Source organism: Streptomyces albireticuli (genome assembly GCF_002192455.1).
Taxonomy (GTDB): Bacteria; Actinomycetota; Actinomycetes; order Streptomycetales; family Streptomycetaceae; genus Streptomyces; species Streptomyces albireticuli_B.
This window is the reverse complement of the sequence record NZ_CP021744.1, coordinates 7,421,377-7,444,454: the sequence shown is the minus strand read 5'-3', so window position 1 is coordinate 7,444,454 and position 23,078 is coordinate 7,421,377. Positions and strand designations below refer to the sequence as shown.

17 protein-coding genes and 1 pseudogene are annotated in these 23,078 nt (G+C 73.6%); 8 read left to right on the top strand and 10 right to left on the bottom strand.

The annotated features are described in order from the left end of the window. Window positions 1–54: 54 nt before the first annotated feature. The gene (locus tag SMD11_RS31930; protein ID WP_087929747.1) at window positions 55–333 is read right to left on the bottom strand and encodes a helix-turn-helix domain-containing protein; all 279 of its coding nucleotides are present in this window, start codon (window positions 331–333) and stop codon (window positions 55–57) included. Window positions 334–422: 89 nt separating this feature from the next. On the opposite strand from SMD11_RS31930, the gene map reads away from it, so the two are divergent. Both map and SMD11_RS31920 read left to right on the top strand, forming a co-directional pair. Continuing rightward, the gene (map, locus tag SMD11_RS31925; RefSeq protein WP_087929746.1) at window positions 423–1,190 is read left to right on the top strand and encodes a type I methionyl aminopeptidase; all 768 of its coding nucleotides are present in this window, start codon (window positions 423–425) and stop codon (window positions 1,188–1,190) included. Between the two features lie 358 nt (window positions 1,191–1,548). Then, window positions 1,549–2,745, top strand: coding sequence for a cytochrome P450 (locus SMD11_RS31920; RefSeq protein ID WP_159395419.1), 1,197 nt, complete (start codon window positions 1,549–1,551; stop codon window positions 2,743–2,745). Here the strand turns inward: SMD11_RS31920 and SMD11_RS31915 are convergent. Both SMD11_RS31915 and SMD11_RS31910 read right to left on the bottom strand, forming a co-directional pair. Then, window positions 2,709–5,237 (bottom strand): bifunctional lysylphosphatidylglycerol flippase/synthetase MprF, encoded by a 2,529-nt coding sequence (locus tag SMD11_RS31915; RefSeq protein WP_087929744.1) that lies wholly within the window; start codon window positions 5,235–5,237, stop codon window positions 2,709–2,711. The genes SMD11_RS31920 and SMD11_RS31915 overlap by 37 nt on opposite strands. After that, window positions 5,234–6,550: an alpha/beta hydrolase gene (locus SMD11_RS31910; protein WP_234366262.1), complete on the bottom strand. Its 1,317-nt coding sequence runs from the start codon at window positions 6,548–6,550 to the stop codon at window positions 5,234–5,236. The genes SMD11_RS31915 and SMD11_RS31910 overlap by 4 nt, the downstream gene beginning before the upstream one ends. Before the next feature lie 260 nt (window positions 6,551–6,810). Between SMD11_RS31910 and SMD11_RS31905 the strand changes: the two genes are divergently transcribed. After that, window positions 6,811–7,770: a 2OG-Fe(II) oxygenase gene (locus SMD11_RS31905; protein ID WP_087929743.1), complete on the top strand. Its 960-nt coding sequence runs from the start codon at window positions 6,811–6,813 to the stop codon at window positions 7,768–7,770. Window positions 7,771–7,838: 68 nt separating this feature from the next. Here SMD11_RS31905 and SMD11_RS31900 read toward each other — a convergent pair whose 3' ends face one another. Further along, window positions 7,839–9,323, bottom strand: coding sequence for an amino acid permease (locus SMD11_RS31900; protein WP_087929742.1), 1,485 nt, complete (start codon window positions 9,321–9,323; stop codon window positions 7,839–7,841). 615 nt (window positions 9,324–9,938) lie between these two features. On the opposite strand from SMD11_RS31900, the gene SMD11_RS31895 reads away from it, so the two are divergent. Continuing rightward, window positions 9,939–11,033 carry a PP2C family protein-serine/threonine phosphatase gene (locus SMD11_RS31895; RefSeq protein ID WP_087929741.1) on the top strand — a complete coding sequence of 365 codons (1,095 nt, stop codon included), beginning with the start codon at window positions 9,939–9,941 and terminating at the stop codon, window positions 11,031–11,033. Between the two features lie 242 nt (window positions 11,034–11,275). On the opposite strand, the gene SMD11_RS31890 is transcribed toward SMD11_RS31895, so the two are convergent. Continuing rightward, window positions 11,276–12,184, bottom strand: a complete 909-nt coding sequence (locus tag SMD11_RS31890) for an AraC family transcriptional regulator (RefSeq protein ID WP_087929740.1) — start codon at window positions 12,182–12,184, stop codon at window positions 11,276–11,278. Window positions 12,185–12,431: 247 nt separating this feature from the next. Between SMD11_RS31890 and SMD11_RS31885 the strand changes: the two genes are divergently transcribed. Further along, entirely contained in the window at window positions 12,432–13,367 is a 936-nt protein-coding gene (locus tag SMD11_RS31885; RefSeq protein WP_087929739.1) for an MBL fold metallo-hydrolase, read from the top strand. 132 nt (window positions 13,368–13,499) lie between these two features. Here the strand turns inward: SMD11_RS31885 and SMD11_RS31880 are convergent, their stop codons facing one another. The 3 genes and pseudogenes from SMD11_RS31880 to SMD11_RS31870 form a co-directional block, all read right to left on the bottom strand. Beyond that, window positions 13,500–14,597 (bottom strand): hypothetical protein, encoded by a 1,098-nt coding sequence (locus SMD11_RS31880; protein ID WP_087929738.1) that lies wholly within the window; start codon window positions 14,595–14,597, stop codon window positions 13,500–13,502. 371 nt (window positions 14,598–14,968) lie between these two features. After that, window positions 14,969–16,231, bottom strand: a pseudogene (locus tag SMD11_RS31875) (SufS family cysteine desulfurase). Beyond that, entirely contained in the window at window positions 16,218–17,600 is a 1,383-nt protein-coding gene (locus SMD11_RS31870; protein ID WP_087929737.1) for a family 2B encapsulin nanocompartment shell protein, read from the bottom strand. Before SMD11_RS31870 ends, SMD11_RS31875 begins: the two are co-directional and overlap by 14 nt. Before the next feature lie 598 nt (window positions 17,601–18,198). Between SMD11_RS31870 and SMD11_RS31865 the strand changes: the two genes are divergently transcribed. Continuing rightward, on the top strand, window positions 18,199–18,858 hold the full coding sequence (locus SMD11_RS31865) for a MarR family transcriptional regulator (protein WP_199843998.1): 660 nt from the start codon (window positions 18,199–18,201) through the stop codon (window positions 18,856–18,858). 46 nt (window positions 18,859–18,904) lie between these two features. Here the strand turns inward: SMD11_RS31865 and SMD11_RS31860 are convergent, their stop codons facing one another. Both SMD11_RS31860 and SMD11_RS31855 read right to left on the bottom strand, forming a co-directional pair. Then, window positions 18,905–19,621 (bottom strand): DUF998 domain-containing protein, encoded by a 717-nt coding sequence (locus SMD11_RS31860; RefSeq protein WP_087929736.1) that lies wholly within the window; start codon window positions 19,619–19,621, stop codon window positions 18,905–18,907. 62 nt (window positions 19,622–19,683) lie between these two features. Next, the gene (locus SMD11_RS31855) at window positions 19,684–20,727 is read right to left on the bottom strand and encodes a DUF6777 domain-containing protein (protein WP_087929735.1); all 1,044 of its coding nucleotides are present in this window, start codon (window positions 20,725–20,727) and stop codon (window positions 19,684–19,686) included. Between the two features lie 448 nt (window positions 20,728–21,175). On the opposite strand from SMD11_RS31855, the gene SMD11_RS31850 reads away from it, so the two are divergent. Both SMD11_RS31850 and SMD11_RS31845 read left to right on the top strand, forming a co-directional pair. Next, on the top strand, window positions 21,176–22,483 hold the full coding sequence (locus tag SMD11_RS31850; RefSeq protein WP_234366261.1) for a streptophobe family protein: 1,308 nt from the start codon (window positions 21,176–21,178) through the stop codon (window positions 22,481–22,483). A gap of 117 nt (window positions 22,484–22,600) precedes the next feature. After that, window positions 22,601–23,062 carry a DUF4190 domain-containing protein gene (locus SMD11_RS31845; protein WP_234366260.1) on the top strand — a complete coding sequence of 154 codons (462 nt, stop codon included), beginning with the start codon at window positions 22,601–22,603 and terminating at the stop codon, window positions 23,060–23,062. The last annotated feature ends 16 nt before the right edge of the window (window positions 23,063–23,078 follow it).

Genomic DNA, 23,078 nt, shown 5'->3' with positions numbered 1-23,078 from the left:
GCTGTCGCGGCGGAAGCAGGATGCCTGTGTCGGGGCCGCCCTACGGCGTCCCGCTCATCCGGCCTCCGCGAGTTCCGGCTCCGCGCCGGCGCCCTCCGCCGAGGCCGCGGCGAGGTCGTCCATGGACAGGCCGAGCACGGCGGCCAGGGCGGCCACCGTGAAGAAGGCCGGGGTCGGCGCGCGGCCCGTCTCGATCTTGCGCAGCGTCTCGGCGGACAGCCCGGCCGCCGCCGCGATCTCCACCATGCTCCGGTCGCCGCGCGCTCTGCGGAGCAGCAGGCCGAAGGTCTCACCACGGCGGCGCTCCCACGGGGTCAAAGGATTTCTCACCATGACCGTGATACTAATACCGTGATAACTATACCGGTATAGAAATTGGCTCGGCCTGTCGGGCCGAGCCGAGGGAACGGGAGCGACAGACCATGGTGGAGATCAAGTCCGATGCCGAACTGGACGCCATGCGCGAGGCGGGGCGCGTCGTGGCCCGCGCGCTGGCCGCCGCGCGCGAGGCGGCGGGCGTGGGGGTGAGCCTGCGGGAGCTGGACGAGGCGGCGCGCGCCGTACTGGACGAGGCGGGCGCGACCTCGCCGTTCCTGGGCTACCACCCCTCGTTCGCGCCGACGCCGTTCCCCGCGGTGATCTGCGCGTCGGTCAACGACGCGGTCGTCCACGGCATCCCCGACGGCTACCGGCTGCGCGACGGCGACCTGGTGAGCGTCGACTGCGGGGCGCGGCTCGACGGCTGGACGGGCGACTCGGCCATCACGTTCGGCGTCGGCACGCCGCGCCCCGGGGACACCGAGCTGATGGACGCCACGCGCGAGGCGCTGGCCGCCGGGATCGCCGCGGCCGTCGTGGGCAACCGGCTCGGGGACATCTCCCACGCCATCGGCGGTGTCGTCCGCGCGGCCCGCTGCGGGACGCCCGCCGACTTCGGCGGCCACGGCATCGGCCGCCAGATGCACGAGGACCCGCCCGTCCCCAACCGGGGCCGCCCGCGCCGGGGGATGCCACTGCGGCACGGCCTGGTGCTGGCGATAGAACCGATGCTGATGGCGGGCGGCCGGGACGGCTACCGCACGGACCCCGACGGCTGGACGCTGCGCACCACGGACGGCAGCCGAGCGGCGCACTTCGAGCACACGGTCGCCGTCACCGAGGACGGGCCGCGCGTCCTCACGGCCCTCTGAGCCCCGGGAGTTCTACCGGGAAGGGGCGACCACGGACGAGCCGGTGGGCTGTACGGCACCGGCTCCCCGGTGGCACCCCCGTGCGGTGCGGGCTGCCGGGCGGCGGGCCGTCAGGGGTTCCCCGGCCGTCAGCACTGAGAGCCGGGCAGGTCTGTGGGTCCGGGAGCGCCTGGGGGTTGCCGACGGGCCCGGGACCGTACAGACGGGGTGGCCGATGTCGTGGCCTTGCCCGCGGCCGGTCCTGCCGGGTAGCCGTACTCCCGGTGCCATCATGGCACCTGCCGAGGGGGCCGGAGTGGACGATCGCGGGCACGTTTACGACATGCCGGTACGGGAGTTCAGGGGCGATCCCCCGGCCTTGCCCGAGAGCGCCGTCTTCCGGACGCGCCTTCCCGGCGGGGAGCTGGTCTGGGCCGTCAGGGGATACGACGGGGTCCGTACGGCGCTGAGCCATCCCTCGCTCGCGCGCGATGTCACGGCGGGCACACCGGAGCTGGGCGCGGCCGGGCCGATGGGCGAGGGCGTCCTGCGCGACCGTACGCTCCTTCTCGACGGGCCTCCCCACACCCAGTTGCGCAATCTGACGGCCAAGCCGCTCACCGCCCGCCGGGTCACCGCGCTGCGCCCCCGTGTCCAGGAGCTGACCGACGGGCTCCTGGACGCCCTTGAGGAGTCGGGGCCGCCCGCGGGTCTCGTACCGGGGCTGTCCTTGCCGCTCCCGATCACCGTGATCTGCGAGATCCTCGGCGTTCCGGCCCGGGACAATGTGCGGTTCCGGCGGTGGGCGGACCGGATGGCCGCGATCGGTGAGGCCCCCCAGGACGAGGCGATGTCCGCGTTGCTCGACGTGCTCGCCCATCTTGAGCGGCACCTGGAGGAGAAGCGGGCGCACCCCGGCGACGATCTGCTCAGCGCCTGGCTGGCGGCACAGGAGGGTGACGACCGGCTGACCGACGCCGAGATCGTCCAGCTGGCCCTCAGCATTCTCCTCGCCGGCTACGAATGCACCGCCGGCGCCATCGCGGCGTCCGTCTGGAGGCTGTTGCGCCACCCCGATCAGCTGCGGGCGCTGCGCTCCGAGCCGGAGCTGATCCCGAACGCCGTCCAGGAGCTGATTGGCTATCAGACCCCGGCCCTGCTGTTCCGCGTCCTCGTGGCGCGCGAGGACTTCGGACTCGGCGGCACGGCCGTCCGGCGGGGCGACAGCGTCATGCCGCTCACCTGGGCCGCCAATCGCGACCCCGCGCCCTTCAAGGACCCCGGCCGGTTCGGCATCCGGCACCGGGGCAACGCCCATCTCGTCTACGGCCAGGGCCCGCACAGGTACCTGGGGGCGGCTCTGGCCACGGCCGAGCTCGAAATCGCGATCAGCGGTCTGCTGCACCGCATGCCCGGCCTGCGCCCGGCGGCGCCGCTCGACACGCTGGACCGGTGCACGGACCGGCTCCCCCGGCGGAGGGCTCCGGACACTGCCCGTTCAGTGGCGCGGGCCCCTGACGGCGACCCGGTGGACGGCCCCTACGACGAGAACTGCCTCATCAGCCGGACCCCCTGAGCTGCCGTCATGTGCGGCAGATACGCCTTCCCGATCGCCCGCGTGATCGCCGGCAGCGCCGCCGGGTCCGGGTACGTCATGTACATCGGCCGGTACTCCGGCTGGAACTTCGCCTTGAAAGCCAGCAGGGAGCGGAAGCCGTAGACCGGTTCCAGGACCCGCCCGCCGAGGTCGAGGATGCGCTGGAGCGCCGCCGGTGGTTCTTCCGTCGCCTTGCGGGCCAGGGGGGCGCCGGAGAGGCTGAGGAAGCGGGCGCCCTCCTCCTGGAAGCCGAGGGCGGCGGAGGCGATGAGGAATTCCATCGAGCCGCGGAAGCCGCTCGTCCGGCGGCGCATGAAGTCCAGGGTCCAGCCGACGGGCTTGCCGTGGCCGTACACCGGCATCCAGCTGGTGATGCCGTGCACGGTGCGGTCGGCGTCGACGGCGAGGAGGCAGCGCACCGAAGGGTCGTCGAGTTCGTCGAGGCCGCCGAGGGTGAAGCCCATCTCCGGGAGTCCCTTGTCGGCGACCCATTCCTCGGAGATGGAGCGCACCTGGTCGGTGAGGGCGACGGGGGCGTCGGGGTAGGACCACCACTCGGCGGTGATGCCCTCCTTCTTGGCCTTGTTGAGTGCGGTGCGGACGTCCTGCCACTTCTTGCCGGTGAAGGCGAGGTCGGGCAGCGGGACGACGGTGTCCTCGGCGACCTGCACCGACCGCCAGCCGAGCCGTTCGGATGCCTCACGGGTCTCCTCGCCGACGCTGTAGAGGCAGGGGGTCCAGCCGCGTTCGTCGCAGTACCGGGAGAAGCCCGCGACGGCGGCGGCGCGGGCGTCGGGGGCGCCGAAGGGTTCGCCCGTGGTCAGGGCGACCGTGGCGACCACCCGGTAGGCGACGGCGGCGCGCCCGCGGTCGTCGAACCAGTAGTAGTTGCCGTCCCAGGTGGTGAGGTACGACAGCGTCGAGCCGCCCTGCTCGATGAGGAGCCGCCGGGCCCGTACGGCCGCGTCCGCGTCGGTGTGCAGCCGGGGGCGCCGGAAGGTGAAGAGCAGGGCGATCAGGGTGACGAGCCAGAAGAGGAGGCCGCAGTACTGGAAGAGGGCCTGGGCGGTGCCGCCGACGGGCACGGGCCAGTCGGCGAACGCGCCGACGAGGGTGGGCGGCAGGAACTCGGAGGGCAGCCCGGAGAGCAGCAGGGGCAGGGTGGCGTCGGGGTCGTACTGGTCGCGGACGGCGTAGCCGATGCCGACGTACGCGGCGCAGGCGACCAGGAGCGCGCCGCCGGTCACGGCCGCGAGCCGGCGGATCGTCGAGTGCGGCAGCCGCAGGTCGAAGCGGGCGCGGGTGACGATCAGGAGGGCGACGACGAGGACGGGCAGCAGCATCTGTTCCGCGAAGGCCTGGGCGTAGGTGGAGCGTTCGGTGGGCTCGGCCCAGCCCGCGGGGTGGCTGAGGAAGTCGTTCAGCCAGTACGAGAACAGGGCGATCCAGGCGAGGTGGACCAGGATCGCCAGGGCCCAGGCGAGGCGCAGCCCGCGGCGCAGGCCCTCCGCGAGGACGAGCATCATGGCGGGGACGAGCACGGCCATGACGGTGGCCGGGGAGTCGTAGAAGTTCCGCAGGGCGTGGGTGAGGTGGCAGTCCTCCGCCGAGGCCGCGCAGGCGTCGGCGACCTCCTGGTCGGTGGGCTGGACGGAGACGTAGAGCTGGAAGGAGTTGAGGGGGCCGTAGGAGTCGCGGTAGAGGATGGCCACCATGGGGCCGATGGCCGCGGCGGCCACGACGAGCGCGACCAGGACGCGGGCCTCGGTGTGGGAGGAGTAGCGCAGCCGCCAGGGCCCGGACCGGTGGTACATGACGGCGCCGGCGACGAGGCCGACGACGGCGCCGCCGAGCCGCAGCACGCCCTGGAGGTGTCCGACGTAGAGGGCCATGACCAGGGCGAACGCGACGATGCCGAGTCGGGTGCGGCGGCGCCACAGGGCGGTGAGGCGGTAGCTGAGGACCCCGCCGACGGCGAGCGCGCCGACGCTCGGGGTCACGGCGCGGTAGTCGGCGAGCTCGTCCAGCCACCACTCCCCCGCCAGGGAGCCGAGCTTGACGACACCGACGCCGAGGAGCGTGCCGAGGATCTGGCCGCCGAGCAGGACGGCGGCGGTGCGGGCCACGCCCAGGCGGCGCTCGGCGGGGGTGACGAGGAGGAGGACGACCAGCGTGGAGCCGATGTAGCCGCCGAGGCCGGGGCACCACAGGAGGGAGCTGGCGGGCGTCCACCAGCGGCCCTCGGCGAGCGCGGGGACGCCGACGGCGACGGTTTCCATGCGGTGCCGGCCGGGGCCGGAGCCGAGGCTGCCGGTGACGGCTCCGACGATCCAGAGCACCGCGAGGAAGGCGAGGGTGAAGGGGGCGTGCCGGACGGGGGCGAGGATCCTGTCGAGGGTGACGCGCCAGGCGTGGGTGCCGTCGCCGCGGGTGGGGGCGTCGGGGGGCGGCGCGGCGGTGGCGGCGGTCATCGGATCAGTCCCGTCTGCCGGGAGATCCAGGGCAGTTGCCGCTCCAGGCCGGGGCGCCAGACCTGCCAGCTGTGGCCGCCGGGGAGCAGCACCCACTCGGCCCGCATGCCGGCCTTGACCGCCGCGTCGTAGACCTTGCGCTGCTGCGGCCGGTACGTGCCGTCGTCGCTGCCGGCGACGAAGGCGGCCTTGGTGTCGGGGAAGCGCTGCCGGGCGAGCACGTCGAGGGGGTTGGCCTTCTCGAAGGCGGCGGTGTCGCCGCCGAAGGCCTTGTCGACGGTCTTCTGCCTGCTGCCGAGGGTCGGTGCCTCCTGGCCGGAGATGTCGTTGACGACGCCGTAGACCTGGGGGGCGTTGACGCCGAGCTGGATGGAGCAGGTGCCGCCGAAGGAGATGCCGGAGATCGCCCAGGAGGTGCGGGCGGTGGCGACCTGGAGGTGGGTGCGGATCCAGTCGGGGACGTCGGTGGCGAGGTAGGTCTGGACGTTGCCCAGCCGGGAGTCCATGCAGAGGGTGTTGGCGAACTGGGAGCCGAGCGGGTCGACGACCACGACGACGGGGGCGAGGCCGCGGTGGCCCGCGGCGAAGGCGTTCATCATGTCGAGGAGCCGGCCGGAGTTGATCCAGTCGTCGGGGGAGCCGGGCTGGCCGGCCATGAGGACGATGACGGGGAGCAGGGGGCGGGGGGTGGCGCGGTAGGCGGGCGGGAGGTAGACGAAGGCGCCGCGGGCGTCGAAGCCGGAGCGGGTGCCGGGGATGTCCGACTTGGAGAGGGTGCCGTTCTCGGGGAGGTCGTGCGGGGGCCGCCAGACGTCGGCAGTGACCTTGCCGGGCGGTACGGGCAGGACGGGTTCGGTGCGTCCGGTGGCGTCGGCGAGGCTGGTGGTCTTGGTCAGCCAGGAGTTCAGGGCGGTACGCGCGGTGGGGTACTGGTCGAAGTGCTTGTTGATCTCCGAGGCACCGAGGAGGACGGTGAGCACGGCGGCGAGGACGGCGCCCGCCCAGTACCGGGGGCGGAGGAGCGGAATCCGGAAGACGGCGAGGCAGACGCCGAGGACGGCGATCCCGGCCCAGATCACCACATCGGTCGGCAGCGGGTCGGGGAAGGGCTGCCACCAGTCGTCCACGGCGGTGCGCAGCAGCCAGGTGAGGACGGCGGCGAGCAGCACGGCGAGCGGGGCCCACCGGGTCCACCAGGTGCGGCGGCGGGAGAGGAGCAGCGCCGCCAGCGCGCACAGGCCCACGACGAGGAGGGCGACCGGGATCCATCCGCTCACCAGGGACCAGTCCAGCGGGCCCGCCGCCATCCGCATCCGTCGCACCACGTCCGTGTGGGGATATAGGGGGTGAACGGGTCGCTCTGCCTTGAGCTACGGCCCCTGGAGTGGAGCCGGGTGGACTTGAACGCACCATCTACCCGTTCGGAAATAACGCTACTTGTCATCCGATAGGCGGCAAGCCGGGCGCCGCCGGGCGGGGGGACGCTGGCGGGTTCGGGCCTTGTGACGGCCCGGGGGCGGCGTTTTGATACTCGGCATTCAGCGGATCGCGTTCTCCTCGAAGGAGATGCCCCATGCCCATGCCCTCGGCGCGGAGCGCCGGAACGAGCGCGCTCGACCTCCCGAGAACCCCGACCGGACTCCAGCAGCTCTCGCACGCCCTGCGGGCGCGTACCCCCCGGCGGGGCGCGACGCTGCCGGCGGAGCCGCGGTGGCGGAGCGGGTTCGTGGACCCGGCGGCGGCCGGGCCGCGCGTCTCACTGCGGGAGTTCGGTTACCGGAGCGACGAGCTCGGCGCGTGGCGTGGCCGGCTGGACGACACGGCCGTCGTGGGGCCGTTCCAGCTGCTCACCCACGAGGGGCTGGCCTGCCTGACCGAGGTGTGCGACGCCCTGGAGGGCACGGCGGGGCACAGCCGGTTCATCGCGACGCGGCGGCTGCGCAGCGCGGACCTGCTCTCGCCCTTCATCAACAACATGATCCGCGACCGGGCGTTCCTGGTGGCGTGCTCCCGGCTGGTCGGGGTCCCGCTGATCCCGCACCCGCTGCGGATCCCCACCGCCCAGATCAACTACGGCAGCGGTCAGGGGCGGCCGGAGATCGTGCGGTGGCACCGCGACGGCATGGACTACGTCTTCACGATCCAGCTGAACGGCTACGAGGACTACGAGGGCGGCCGCTTCACCTATTTCCAGGGACGTACGGAGGAGTTCCCGCGGGCGTCGCCGGGGGACGCCCGGATCCGCGAGGCGGCGTGCGGGGAGCGCGGGGCGACGCTGTTCCTCCACGGGAGCCGCATCTTCCACGCGGTCACACCGGTGACGAAGGGGCGGCGGGTGGTCCTGGTGATCTCCCTCTTCTGCCCCTACTTCGCCCGGCAGGACTCCAACACCTTCTGGCATCTGGCGGGTGACGACGGGATCGCGGCGACGGTGCCGCACTGGCTGCGGCTGAAGTGGCCGGTGCGCAACCCGGCCGTGGACTTCAGCCTGCGGGCCGGGAGCCCGGTGGTCACCTGGGACGACCTCGGGTAGCGGCGCGGAGACGCGAGGAGCCGGCCGCCCCCCGAGGGGACGGCCGGCTCCTTACCGGAGAGGGGAGGCTACTGCTCGGCCCCGGCACGCTCCAGCTCGGTCTCGTGCTTGATCCGCGCGACCTTGCCGCGGACGACGAACCAGCCGCCGACCAGCGCCGCCACGATCAGCGGCAGGCACAGCACGGTGGTGCGGCCGGCGCCGGGCTCGGCGGCCATCAGGCCCAGCACCGAGGCCAGGAAGACCAGGGTGATGATCTGGGTGTACGGGGCCCAGGGCAGCTGATAGGAGGGGCGGGAGAGCTTGCCCTCCTTGGCGCGCTTCCAGAAGAGGAGCGAGCAGAGCATGATCATGCCCCAGGTGCCGATGATGCCGATGGCGGCGAAGTTCAGCACGATCTCGAAGGCGTCCGCGGGGACGACGAAGTTGAGACCGACGCCCAGCACACAGAAGAACGCGGTGAGCAGGATGCCGCCGTAGGGCACCTGGCCCTTGTTCATCAGACCGGTGAACTTCGGCGCCGAGCCCGACATGGCCATCGAGCGCAGGATGCGGCCGGTGGAGTAGAGGCCCGAGTTGAGGCTGGAGAGCGCCGCGGTGAGGACGACGAGGTTCATCACGCCGGCCGCGTAGGGGACGCCGATCTTGCCCAGGACGGTGACGAAGGGGCTCTCGTCGCCGGTGAAGGCGTTGTACGGCAGCAGCAGGGCGAGCAGGATGACCGAGCCGACGTAGAAGAGGCCGACGCGCCACATGATCGAGTTGATCGCCTTCGGCATGATCTTCTCGGGGTTCTTGGTCTCGCCCGCGGCGACGCCGCACAGCTCGACCGAGGCGTAGGCGAAGACGACACCCTGGATGACGAGCAGCATCGGCATCACACCGGAGGGGAAGACGCCGCCGTTGTCCATGATGTTCGCGATACCCGGGGTGCTGCCACCGACGTCGTGCTGGGTGACCAGCAGGAAGATGCCGATGAACATGAAGAGGACCAGGGCGCCGACCTTGATGATCGCGAACCAGAACTCCATCTCACCGAAGTACTTCACCGAGATGAGGTTCACGGTGAGGACGACGGCGAGGGCTATCAGGGCGAGCACCCACTGCGGGATGTCGCTGAACATGCCCCAGTAGTGGGTGTACGTGGCGACGGCCGTGATGTCGGCGATGCCGGTGGTGGCCCAGTTCAGGAAGTAGAGCCAGCCGGCGGTGAAGGCGCCCTTCTCCCCCATGAACTCTCGTGCGTAGGAGACGAACGCGCCGGAGGACGGGCGGTAGAGCACGAGCTCACCGAGTGCCCGGACGACGAAGAAGGCGAACACTCCGCACACCGCGTAGGCGATGAAGAGGGAGGGGCCCGCGTTGGCGAGGCGGCCACCGGCGCCGAGGAAGAGGCCGGTGCCGATCGCCCCGCCGATGGCGATCATGTTGACGTGGCGGGACTTGAGGTCCTTGCTGTAACCGGCGTCGCCGGCGTCGACGTGTGGGGACGCCGTGGCCGGGGCGGTGACGCCGGGCTCAGTGTCGGCCGCAGTGAGGGTGCGGTCACTCATGTATGTGTTCGCCTTCGCTGGAGGGGGGAGCAGGACCGATCCCGCCCGGGGCTCAGATCCGGCTGGCGACGCCGGCTGCCGGGTGGGTTCGGGAAGTGTGGACTGGTGGACCGACGGGACGTCCCGGTGCCACGGCGCGCCTCGACGAGGTCGCGCCGCCGCGAAACGGAGACCGGGAACTACCGGCCGGCCCCTTCACCGCTTAAGCGCGGCTGGGGGACCGTGCCTCCCGTACGGCTGACAGGCCTGCCGTGGCGCACCAGCGCCCCACGGCAGGGGTGGGCACCGTTTCCCTGGCGCTCTCGCGCCGCGGTGCTCCGCCGCCTGTCGGACAAGTCCATGCGGTGAATAGTGAGAGGCTCGCAAGGAAGCCGTCAAGAGTTTACGGAATATTGACATTACCGGGCACTCACGCTAGCGAACCGCCGGTAAGTGTTTCGGTGGGGCTTTTTCCGGGGAGAGAGCGATGTCGATTCTCAATGCACCTATATAGATGCTCCGCGCACCTACAGAGATCGTCCAGGCGTCGAATCCATAGATGCCCTTTACATCGAATGCCGTGCGGCCCTGTCGCCGCCCGTCGCGGGACGGCGCTCCTTATGGTGGACGGCAATCATGAAGCACCCGCCAGGCCGGAACGGGCCGCCCAGGACGCCCCGTCTCCCCCGCCGCGCGCGCCGGCTCGTCACCGCCGGCTACGCGCTGCTCGCCCTCGCCGTCGTGACGGACCTCGCGTCCAACCCCGACGTCACCCTCTCCCCCGTCCTCGCCACCGCGCCGGTGCTCGCCAGCGTCGGCACCCGGCGCGCCAGGGTGCCCCTGGTCACCGGGCTGGCAGCCACCTTGCTGATCGTCCCGCTGCTCGCGTTCTCCGACAGCCAGGTCCCCCTGGCCGTCCACCTGACCTCCGGCTTCGCGGTGCTCGCCGTCACCTGCGTGAGCACCGCGAACGTCGTCCTGGTCGCGACCCGGGAGCGGGAGCTGCTCCAGTCCCGCTCCGTGGCGGAGGCGGCGCAGGACACCCTGCTGCGCCCGCCGCCGGAGCGGGTCGGCGGGCTGCGGACGGCCGTGCGGTACATGGCCGCGGCGGCGGACGCCCGGGTCGGCGGGGATCTGTACGAGGCGCTGGCGACCCCGTACGGCACCCGGCTCCTCGTCGGCGACGTGCGGGGCAAAGGCCTGGACGCGATCGCCACCGCGGCCGACGTGCTCGGCACCTTCCGGGAGGCCGCCCACGTCGAGGCCGACCTGGCCACGGTGGCCGGCCGGCTCGACGCCGCCATGGGGCGGCGCCGGCCGCGTGAGGAGTTCGTGACCGCCGTCCTGATCGGGGTGCCGGAGGACGGCGGCCCGGCCGAGATGGTCAACTGCGGACACCTGCCGCCGCTGCTCCTGCGCGACGGCCGGGTGACGGAGGTGGAGACGCCCGTACCGCAGCCGCCGCTGGCCCTGCTGGAGCTGGTCGGCGACGTCTACCACCGCCGGACGTTCGCCTTCGAGCGGGGCGATCTCCTGCTCCTGTACACCGACGGCGTCACGGAGGCCCGCGACGCGGGCGGCGTCTTCTACCCGCTGGCCGAGCGGCTGGCGGGGATGCCGGAGACGGCCCCGGAGGCCCTGCTCGGCCACGTGGTGGCGGATCTGCTGGCCTACGCGGGCGGGGCGCTGTCCGACGACGCGGCGCTGCTGGCGGTCCGCAAGGAGGCGTGAGGGCGGGCTCCGGCGGCCGGGCGCCCGGCCGCCCGGCCGCCGGAGCCGGGCACTCCCTATTCAGGACCGGTAAACCTTGGATACGCCCGAAATGGAATGAGCAAGCCTTTGATAGGCCAGGCAATTAACCCGGAAGACCTTTAGATATATCGCCATCAAGCCCGCCGAGCCTTGGATGCACCTCCTTCCGGGTCTCGGGTGGCCCGTCGACTCGGCGGGAGCACCCGGACGCCCTCGCCCGCTCAGCCGGCCGCCGCGGTGACCTTCACCCGGTCGCCGGCGGGGTCGTCGCCGTCGCGCCGCTCGTGCCGGTAGCGGCCGGCCGGGATGCCGTACGCGCGCTTGAAGGCGTGCGCGAAGGCGAACTGCGACGTGTAGCCGATGCGCTGCGCGACGGTGGCGAGCGGCGCGTCGGACTCCCGCAGGATGCTGGCCGCCAGGGTCAGCCGCCACCAGGTGAGGTACGTCAGCGGCGGCCTGCCGACCAGGGCGGTGAACCGCCGGGCGAACGCGGCGCGGGACATCCCCGCCCGGTCGGCGAGCCCGGCCACCGTCCAGGCCCGCGCCGGGTCGGCGTGCAGCGCGCGCAGGGCGGCGCCCACCGCCGGATCGGTCAGGGACTTGCACCAGCCGGTGCCGGGCAGGGCGGTCCGCTCCTCGTACCAGGCGCGTATCAGATAGACCAGGAACAGCTCCAGGAGCGCGGGCAGCGTGAGGTCGGTGCCCGCCCCGGGCGACCGCAGTTCGCCGGCGAGGAGGGCGACGGTCGCGTGCACCGAGGGGTGCCGGCCGGAGTCCGCGGGCAGGTGTACGACCCGGGGGAAGTCGGCCAGCAGCGGGTGGGCACGGGCCCGGTCCAGCTGGTAGGCGCCGCACACCAGCACGGCCGGCGGGGGCGCGCCGTCCGGCGTCCCGGAGGCGGTGAGCGTGTGGGCGCTGCCGTGCGGCAGGAACACCGCGTCACCCGGGCCGAGCCGCACCGGCTCCCCGCCGTCGCCGGGCAGCAGTTCGCAGCTTCCCTCCAGGACGACGTGGAACCCCGCGCCGGCGAAGGGCTCCAGGTCGACGCGCCAGTCCCCCTGACGTTCGGTCAGGGCGGCGAAGGGGCGACCGGTGCGCAGTGCGGCCAGGGCATCGCTGAGTACGTCCATGTGTCGAGTATGCGTACGACGGCGGGCGGGACGGATCCGGGGCGGGGGCCGCCGGCCCGTCGGCCGGTTCCGGCGGGGCCCCGGTAAGGGGTCCCGGCCCGATTCCGGAGCGGTTCCGGATAGATTCCGGACCGCTCCGGAACCGGTCCGGAAACGGCCCCGGCTCCGCTCCCGGTGAGACGATGACGCAAAGACAGGGCACTTCTGGCTATTGGCCGTTCCGCCGCCGTTGCCTAGCGTCTTGTTCATGCAGACGATCACTCTGGGCGACGTAGAGATAACCCGCGTCGTGGAATGGCACGCGCCGATCGCCCCCACCACCGCCATCTTTCCCACCAGCACTCCGGAGATGTGGCAGGAGCACAAGTCCTGGCTCGCCCCGGACTTCTGGAATCCGGAGACGAACGCCCTCGTGGCCGCCGTGCAGACATGGGTGCTGCGCAGCGAGGGGCGGACGATCCTGATCGACACCGGCGTCGGCGACGACAAGGACCGGCCGGCCATGCCCGACTGGTCCCATCTGCGGACGGGCTACCTGGACCGGCTGGCCGCCGCCGGCGTCCGGCCGGAGGACGTGGACGTCGTCGTGAACACGCACGCGCACTCCGACCACGTCGGCTGGAACACCCGGCTGGTGGACGGCGAGTGGGTGCCGACCTTCCCGAACGCGACGTACCTCGTCTCCAAGGCCGACTTCGACTACTGGGACCCGGCCAACGGCCACACCGTGCGCGGGACCCTCGGCGACATCACGGTGGCGCAGGCCGGCGGCGACATGTTCGCGGACAGCCTGGCGCCGGTGCACCGGGAGGGACTCACGGAGCTCTGGGAGGACGGCTACCGCATCGACGGGAACCTCACGCTGGAGCCCGCCCCGGGCCACACGCCCGGCTCCGCGGTGGTGCGGCTGGCCTCGGGCACGGACCGGGCGCTGTTCATCGGCGACCTGGTGCACAGCCCGCTCCAGTTCGCCGAGCCGGACTGCGAGCCCTGCCTGAGCGAGGACCCGGAGCAGGCGGTCCGCTCCCGCCGCCGGATCCTGGCGGAGGCCGCGGACACCCGGTCCCTGGTGTTCCCGGCGCACCTGGCGGGCCACGGTGCGGCCGAGGTTCGGCGCGAGGGGAGCGGGTTCGCCGTGGAGCGCTGGGCGGCCTTCGACCGGCAGCTGAACGGGCTCCGCTGAACGTACGAGCGGGTGGCCCGGCGGACGTTCCGCCGGGCCACCCGCTCGGTGGCGTGCGCGCCTGGGTGACGGTCCCTCAGGGGACGGGCCCTCAGGTGTCACTCCTCCGTATCCGGTTCACCCGGGTACGGTTCACTTCCCTCCCTTGATCGCGAAGGGGAGCTCCTGGGAGAAGTAGGACAGGTCGCCGTTGCCCGCCGTCACACCCGCGTCCGCGGCGGTGACGTCGCGGGGCGCGGAGCCCGCGACGGCGACCCGCAGCCGGTAGGTGGCGGTGGCCCCGGGGGCGAGCGGGCCGTTCACCGCGGGACGCAGCGTGGCGCTCATGCCGGGGTCGCAGCCGCCGGCGACCAGTCGCACGCGCTCCCAGCCGTGGCCGGGGCGGTACTGCTGGAGGTCGATGTCCTTGGGGGTCAGGGCGTGGCCGGTGCCGGCGCCGTAGGCGAAGTAGGAGGCGTACGGCCGCGGGTAGGCGCGGTCGGTGGTGTTCTTGACGGTGAGGGTGAACTCGCCGGCCGGGCCGCCGCGGGTGAGCGTGGTCCCGGAGCGCCAGCCACTGACGGAGGCCTCGGGCCGGGTCGTGGTGGCCGTACGGGCGGGGGCGCGGTAGGTGTGGCCCTTGCCGTCGGTGACGGAGGCCGTCACGGTGAAGGTGCCGGGGCGGTCGAGGTCCATGAACCGCAGCGCGACGGTGTGCGGCTTCGCGGCGCTCGCGGAGGTGGTGAGCGGGAAGGTGAGGACCCCGTGCTGCGGGCTGCCGGAGCCGCTCGGGGTGGTCGTCAGGTCGACCCAGCGGTGGCTCTCGGGCACGTAGCGCTGCACGGCGAGCGAGTCGGTGCTGAAGCCCCGGCTGGTGACGTCGAGGCGGACGGCGCCCTTGGAGACGGGGGTCCGCAGGGTGACGGAGGAATCGGTCCACAGGCCGATGGGGGCCTGCGCGGGCAGGCTGTAGGAGATCCGCTCGGCGGCGGTGCCGACCGCGGCGGAACCGGGGCGGGCGGCGTCCGCCGCCGCCGTGGCGGCCGTCACGGACGCGGCCTTCGCCGCGTCGCGGGCGGTGCCGCCGCCCTCGCAGCCCTCGGACGTCTTCACGGCCGCGGCGGCCGGTATGGCGGCGGCCGGCCCCGCGCTCCCGGCGACGAACGCCAGTCCCGCCGCCAACGCCAGCACCGACCCCACAGCGGCGCTCCGCACCCCCGGCAACCGCCGCTGTGTCACTCTCTGAGTCATTTACCGCCCCCTGCTTTCGGGTTGTCCGCACACGCGTACGCATCTGGTGTACGAGATTGTCCTACACGGCTGATGGTTCCCTGTACCACCGGGAGTACCGCGAAATCCCCTGAAGGCCCCACGGGTTGCCTCCCGGCGGCCCGGCCGCCGTCGCCGGAACGTGCTCGCGCTCATCCTGCCACTGCGGGTCGGGTGCCTGTCACTGTTGCGGGCCCGTGGCGGGCCGTCAGGTCCATGAATCCGTGGGACTCCTCCCCCTGTTCCGCCCTCCCACGCCTGTTCCGCCGCCTCCCGCGACGCGGCGGGCCCGTCCGTCCCGGCACGGCGGCCGGGACGGACGGGCCCGGGCGGTCGCGGACCGGGCCGCCGGGCTAGCGGCCGCTCGCCACGAGCGCGCGCAGGGACGCCGCCAGGCGGTCCACCTCCTCACGGGTGTTGTAGAGCGCGAGGGAGGCCCGCGCGGCGGTGGCGCGGCCGTAGTGGCGCAGCGAGGGCTGGGCGCAGTGGTGGCCGGCGCGGACGGCGATGCCGTCCTGGTCCAGCCAGTGGGCGATCTCCATGGGGTCGTGGCCCGCGAGCGTGAAGGTCAGTACGGCGATCTTGTCGGGGGCGGTGCCCAGCACCTCCAGTCCCTCGACGCCGGCCAGGGCCCGCTGCGCGTAGCCGAGGAGTTCGGTCTCGTAGGCCGCGACGGCCTCGTGGCCGAAGGAGGTCAGCCAGTCGATGGCGGCCTTCATGCCGACGGGGCCGGAGATGTGCCCGGTGCCGGCCTCGAAGAGGTGCGGGACGTCCGCGTACGTGGTGCGTTCGAAGGACACCTGGTCGATCATGTTGCCGCCGCCCTGCCACGGCGGCATGCCGGCCAGCGCCTCCGGCTTCCCGTAGAGCGCGCCGATGCCCGTGGGGGCGTAGAGCTTGTGCCCGGATATGGCGTAGAAGTCGACGTCGAGCTCCTGGACGTCCACGGGGAAGTGGGCGACCGCCTAGGCGCCGTCGACGAGCACCTTGGCGCCGTAGCGGTGGGCCAGCGCCGCCATCTCCCGGACGGGCGGGACGGTGCCCAGGACGTTCGAGGCGTGGCTGACGGCGACCAGTTGGGTGCGGCAGGAGAGCAGGTCGGCGAAGGCGTTCTGGTCGATGCCGCCGTCGGCCGTGAGCGGGATGGGCACGACCCGGGCCCGTCGTTCCTTGGCGATCAGCTGCCAGGGGACGATGTTGGAGTGGTGCTCCAGGGAGGAGACGAGGATCTCGTCCCCCGGGCCGAGGTTGCGGCTCCCCCACGTCCGGGCGACCAGGTTGATCGCCTCGGTGGTGCCGCGGGTGAAGACGATGTCCTCCGGCGAGGCGGCGCCGAGGAACTCGGCGACCGTGGCGCGGCCGCCTTCGTAGAGCTCGGTCGCCTCGCGGGCCAGGGTGTGCGCCCCGCGGTGGATGTTGGAGTTGGAGTGGCTGTAGTAGCCGGCCAGCGCCTCGATCACCTGGCGCGGCTTCTGGGTGGTGGCGCCGTTGTCGAGCCAGACGAGCGGGTGGCCGTTGACCGTGCGGTGCAGGATCGGGACGTCACGGCGGGCCCGCTCGGGGTCGAAGCCCGCGCCGCGCGCGGGCGGGCGCTCCCGGACGTCAGGAGTAGTCATGGTACTTGGACACCTCGACGTTCTGGAGCACGGCGACGGCGTCCTCGACCAGGACCGCGGCGTTGAAGTAGGCGGTCATCAGATAGGAGGTGATGCCCTTCTGGTCCATGCCCATGTTGCGCATGGCCAGGCCGGGCTCGATCTCGTCCGGCACCTTGGCGGGCCGCAGGCCGACGACGCCCTGCTCGGCCTCACCGGCCCGCATCAGCAGGATCTCGGTGGTGCCGGCGCCCTCGGGGCCGGATATGCGGACCTTGTCGGACGGGAGCAGCGGCACGCCGCGCCAGGTGATCAGCGGGCTGCCGTACCGGGTGTCCATGACCGGGGGCACACCCCGCCGGGTACATTCGCGGCCGAAGGCGGCGATGGCCTTGGGGTGGGCGACGAAGAAGCACGGCTGCTTCCAGACCTTGGCGAGGAGCTCGTCGAGGTCGTCGGGGGTCGGCGAGCCGGTGCGGGTCTGGACGCGCTGGCCGGGCGCGACGTTGTGGAGGAGGCCGAACTCCGGGTGGTTGAGCATCATCGACTCCTGGCGCTCGCGGAGCGCCTGGACGGTGAGGTTGGCCTGGGCCCGGGTCTGGTCGATGGGCTCGTTGTAGAGGTCCGCGACGCGGGAGTGCACGCGCAGCACGGTCTGGGCGAGGCTCATGTGGTACTCGCGGGGCACGTCCTCGTAGTCGACGTAGGTGCCCGGGAGGTCGGGCTCGCCGACGTGCCCGGAGGCGAGGTCGACCGGCACCTCGGCGCCGGGCGTGGGCCGTTCGGCGGTGGTGTACGTCTCCAGGGCCGCGCGCAGGGTCTCGTCCCGGTCGGCCAGGCGGGCGAGGACCGCGCGGTCGGCGCAGAGGGCGACGCCGGGGGTCAGGGCGCCGACGCGGTACGGCAGGGGCGTGCCGCGCGTCCAGGAGTCGAGGTCGAAGAACTGGCCGTCGCCGATGACTTCGAGGACCGCGTCCTCGCCGTAGCGCCCGGTGGTCCGCTTCTCGGCGCGGCCGCGGACGAGGACCCACAGGCGGTCGGCCCGGTCGCCCTCCTGGACCAGCTGCTGTCCGGCGTCGAAGGTGACCTCGGTGAAGGCGCCGGCCAGCTCGCGCAGCAGGTCCGCGTCGGCCTCGCGGAGGTAGGGCACCTCGCGCAGGTCCTCGGGGACGACGTGGTGGGCGTCGCCGTCCTGGTAGCTGCTGACGCGGTCGTCGCCGAGGATGAACGTACGGCGCCGGTTGACCCGGAAGACGCCGGACTCCACGTCCACCCAGGGCAGGGCGCGCAGCAGGTAGCGGGGGGTGATGCCGCGCATCTGCGGGGTGGTCTTGGTGGTGGTCGCGAGTTGCCGTGCGGCGTCCGGACCGAGACTCAACCGGTCGTTCATGGGGGTTCCTCCTCGAAGAAGTGGCGTGCCCGTCCGGATCGCGGACGGGCACGTCCGATCGAGGGTGATCGTCTTGGCGTAATCCCCTGTTCACAAGACGACATGTTTTTGCAACAGTCTTAAAGTAATCCCCTTGTGGAAAGGGGAAGTTGGTACGACGCCGAACCACCCTCGGATTCCGGACCCCTGATCAGGACCGATGATCCACACCGCCGGGAGCCCCGCCCCACGCGCCCGGCGCGTCCCGGCGGACCCCACGGAGCGCGAACGTCCGGAACCGGCCCCAGGAACCCCGGATTCCTTCGGGCCAGGCGGGTGACGCCGGGGGCGTGTGTGGCCCGCCGTCGTGTCACGCGGGACCCGGCGGCACATGCTGGGCCCATGCCTCCCCACCCCGCCGCCGGCCCGCTCGCGCCCGCGGGCCGGACAGCGCCCCGGCTCCAGGACGCCCGCGCCTTCGGCGGCGTGCCCGCGCGCCCGCCGGGGCCGGACCGGTGGACACCGGGTTCCCCCGGCCGCTCCCCCGGTCGGTGGACAGCGGACCGGCCCCGGGGCTCCTTACGGTGGACTGAGCTGCCCCGAAAGGAGCGTTCCCTCCATGAACCGGTCCCGAGCACTCGCCGGCGGCACCGCGGCGGCGCTGCGGCTGCTGGCCCAGCACCCGGACGACGGCGTCACCGTGCGCCGTCTGACCACCACCTTGCACCTGCCCGCCCGTACCGCCTGCGCCCTCGTCGACAGCCTGCGGGCCGAGGGCCTCGTCCGCCACGATCCGGGCACGGACGTCCTGCGCCCGGCCGGCCCGCTGGTCCCCGCGGCCCCGCCGCCGGACGCGAACCTCCTGCGTTCCTCCGCGATGAACTGGGCGGACCGGCTGGCCGCGCACAGCGGTCTGAGCGTCCTCCTCGCCGTCGCCCACCCCGACGGCGTGCGGATCGTCCACCACGTCTTCCGTCCCGACAACAGCCCGCAGCGCCTCCTGACGGGCGAGAAACGCCCCGCCGGCTGCGCCCTGGCGCAGGTCCTGGCCGCCCCGCACGACCGGCGGTGCGTCTACGCCCCCGAGGACGCGGTCACCGGCTCGCTGGCCGTCGCCATCGGCGGCCCCGGCCCCGTCCCGTACGCCGCGGCGCTCGCCCTGACCGGCCCGCGCGCGCTGCTGGACCCGTCCACCGGCCGGAGCGCGCGCTACGAGGCGCTGCTCCGGGAGGCCGCGGACGCCGTCGCCGCGGAGCCGGCCCTGTCGCCGTCGGCCTGAGGCCCGGCCGTGTCCCGCCCGCTTCCCGCCCCGGGAGGCCGGGCGGTCACGGACCGCCCGGCCGGGCCGCGGGTTCCGGATCCGGCCGGCGGGCCGTCGCCAGCAGGACGAGCCACACCCCCACGAGCACCAGGTGGGCCCGCTGCGGAAGCCCGTGCCAGCCCGGCCGGGCGAACAGCGGGCCGACGGTGGTCAGCGCGGTCAGCAGCGCCGCGCCCAGCACCCACGGCCCCCAGCGGCGCAGCAGCGGCCACCCGGCGCTCCGGAAGGCCGCGGTGACGAGCAGGGCCATCGACCCGAACAGCGCCGCGTGCACCATGGCACTGGTCGTGGTGTGCCAGAGGTTCACGGCCTCGCAGGCGTGGTTGACCGACGGCGCGCAGCGCATCGGCACGACCACGTCGGCCACGGACGACGCGGCGAACGCGACCAGCGCCCACCGTCCGGCGCCCGCCCAGGGGCCGGCGGCCGGGCCGTGCCGCACGGGCAGGGACAGGGCACCGGCCGCGACGAGCAGCGCGGTGACGATCTCGATGCCGCCGAAGAGGACGTGGAAGGGCTGGTCGGCCGCGTAGAGCTCGCTGACGTAGGAGTGGCGGGGGTCCAGGCCCGTGGGCAGGACCGCCTCCAGCGCCCAGGCGTTGTAGAGCACCGCCGCCACGATCAGCGCCCATCCGGCGCGGGCCGGGCGGGCCGCCGGTCCCGCCCGTGCCCGGGCGGTGGCGGACGCCGCGCGGCCGGTGGCGGTGGACGGTTCGGTCATCGGAGGGCCTCAGACCGGCCGCGCGCGGCGGCACGGGCGGGCCGGGTGCGGCCGCACGGGGGTCATGGGCGGTCTCCCTGTCCGGCGGGCCGCCCGTAGGCCGGGCCGGGGGCCGGATCGGTGGGCGTCTCCACGGGCGGGGGCGTGGTGACGGGCGGCGTCGTGCGCGGGGTGTACGGCTCCGTGGTCCGCGGGGTCTCGGGGGCCGGCTTCGGCGGCGCGCTGGGGGTCTGCGGGGGCGCCGAGGTCATCCCGCCGCTGGGGCGCGAGACCGGGCGGTCCTGGTCGCCCTGGGTGCCCACCGGTCGCTCGAACCATTGTTCGCTGTGGGCGTCGTAGAGGACGAGGACGTCGAGGGCCTTGCCGGCCGGCGAGACCGTACCCACGTCGGCCGCCCGGTAGGCGCTCCACGACCGCCCCTTGGCCTTCGGGGTCCCCTCGGCGTCGGCCGGCGGGCCCAGCGGGTTGCCGCAGGCGCAGCGCACCCGCGGCAGGCCGCGGTCGTCGACCAGGACGGCCGTGCCGGCCTGGAGGACGGCCTGGTAGGTGGTGGCGGAGCCGTTCTTGTAACCGTGGTTGGTGACGCGGGTGTCGGTGCGCAGGTGTGCGGACGTCAGGCCGCGCAGGTAGGACGGGATCCGGTCGGGGGTGATCTCGGCCGCGCCCGCGAAGGCGCGGGCCTTGGCCTGGTCGTCCGTCAGGTAGCGGATCTGGCGCTCCACGTCGCAGCTGGCCAGGGACTGGGTGCCGCCGTAGAGGCCGGGCGTGGAGCCCTCCACGGCGCGGGTGCCGCCCGTGCTCTTGGGGGCGTCCGTCGCCTCGGCGCCCGCCCCCTTGGCCGTCGAGGCGGTGAAGGGGTCGTTCCCGTCGGCGGCGGCCGGCTGGAGGAAGACCTCGTCCGATCCGCCGTCCGAGCGGAGGAGGAACACGGCGAGGGCCGCGGCGACGACGACGGCACCCGTGAGGAGGGCGATCCTGGGCGCGGACTTCCACCATGGGGAGCCGCCTCCGCGGCCGGGCCCGGAGGCGTCGTGACCACCGGTCGGCGGGGCGGGCGGGCCCGCGGGACGGCTCGGGCCTCCCGGGCCGGCGGGAGCCCCCGGCACGGTTTCCTGGCCGGAGGGCCAGTCGGCCCGGGTCGGCTCGGGGGGACGCGAGGCGCCGGATCCGGGTACCTGCCCGGGGCCCTGCCCGGACAAGGGGCCCGACGGCGGGCCGGTGGGGCGGTTCTCTGACGGTGGTTCGGACGACACGGCCCTCTCCTGCGTTGGCGGCGTTTCCGCGCGTTTCTCGCTTCTGCCTGCTCTTCACCGAATTCGCCCCCACCGGCCATTGTGTGCCGCAGACCCTCGGGTGCCGCAAGCGGGCGTCCGGGTCCGCCCGTCCGACGGGTGGGGCGCCGCCCGGAGGCTTACGTTGAAGCTCCGGGCCTTCCGCGCCCGGCGGGGAGGGGCCCGCGGGAGGAGCGGACGCCGGGCGGACGCCACGGGCGAACGGGTAACCGGCGGGAGCGGACGAAACACCGACGATCGACCGACGAGTGACGGAGGCAGCGTGAGTCAGCCACCGAGTACCGCGCCGGAGCCGCCGCGGCACGCCCTGCGCGTCTGGTGGGACGCGTTCGCGGCGGTGGCCGCGGGCGTGGCCGCCCTGTTCGTGACCGCCGCGCTCGGCCTGTGGGCGGCCGGCGCGACCGGTCTGCCCGGCGGCGGGTTCCCGGCCGTCGTCGCGGCGACCGTGGTAGCGGCGGTGGGCGGTACGGTCGAACTGTCCGGCGGCGCGGGCTTCCTGGGCAGCACGGCCGCGGGCCTGGACGTCGTGCCGCTGTCGGTGACCCTGGCCGGCGCGGTCGTGACGGCCGAGGTGTTCCTGCGGCCGCTGCGGCACCGGGCGGTGGCGAGCGGCCGCGAACTGCTCGGCCGCGTCGCCCGAACGGCCCTGCTGTGGCTGGTCGCGCTCCTGCTGATCTGTCTCGCCGCCCGGCACACGTTCCGCGTCGACCTCGGCGGCACGGAGGTCGGTGACCTCGGGGACCTGGGCGATCTGGGGGACATCGGCGACGCCCTGGGCGTGACGCCGGAGGTGGGGTTCCGGGCCGCGGTGGGACCGACCGTCGTCCTGGGGCTGGTGTGGCTGCTGGTGCTGCTCGCGGTGGCCGTCGCCGTGTCCCGCAGGACACCGCTGCCGTCCCGGCTGCTGCGCTTCCAGGAACCGGTCCGGCCGGCCGCGTTCGCGATGCTGGCGGTCCTGCTGGCCTATGTGGTGCTCGGCCTGGTCGCCGGGGTGGTCGTGCTCCTCGTGCGCGGCCATCCGGCGGAGACCGCCGCGGTCCTGCTGCTGGGACTGCCCAACCTCGCCTGGCTCGCCTTCGGCGTCGGCCTCGGCGGCACCTGGGACGGCCGGGCGCCCGACATCGGCCTGCCGGTGCCCAAGGCGCTCGCGGCGGTGCTGCGGCAGTCCGACGGCAAGGGCGCCGTGAACCTCTCCTCCCTCACCCAGCAGGACGGCCGCGCCTGGCTGCTGCTGGTCCTCGCGGCCCTGGCCCTGCTGGCCGCGGGATTCCTCATGGCCGTCCGCTCGTCGCCCCGCACCCGGCCCTGGCAGCACGCCGCGCAACTGGCCGTGGCCCTCGCCGTCACCCTCCTGGTGATCGCCGCCCTGACCCGTATCACCGCCCGCTTCGGGCTGTCCCTGCTGGGCATCGGCGACCTGGGCGCCTTCGGCGGCGAGGTGTCGCTGCGCCCGCGGTGGCTCCCCCTGCTGGGCTTCGGGCTGCTCTGGGGTCTGATCGCGGGGTTCCTGGGCAGCGTGCTCGCGCGGCGGGTGCGGCGACGGGGGGACGTGGCGGAGCTGGCCGAGTAGTTCACCGGGAGGTCTCCCCCGATCGGGGGAGCGTCATTTCCCGCCTTCCCGCGATGTGCGCCCAGGACTCCGGAAGCCAGGATCGTGCCCTGAGCGATCGACCGGAGGACGGCAGAGATGAACACGCGAGGAATGAGGACGCCGCCGCGTCACACGGCGTCGGCGGAGGCCGCGCCCACCCGGGCGGCTTCGGCCCGGAACCCCGGGGAGGACCCGGATTCCGCCCGCCCCCAGGGCCCCGCCCACGGCACACGGCCTCCGGCCGGCGGGAACGGCCTGGCCACGGCCGCCGTGGTGCTGGGCATCGTCGGCCTGACCACCTCGGTCGTCCTCATCGGCGGCCTGCTCGGCGTCGTCGGCCTGGCTCTGGGCCTCGCCTCCCTCGTGACCACCAGGCGGACCGGCGCCGGCCGGGGCAAGGCCCTCACCGCCGTGGTGACGTCGTCCCTCGCGATCGTGCTGGCCGCCCTGGCCGCCGTCTGCCTGGCCTGGTACGCCGACAGGACACAGGAGTGCTACCGGCCCGACAGCTTCCGGCAGTACAAGCAGTGCGTCCACCAGCAGTTCGGCGAAGGCTGACCGGCGGCCGGCGGCG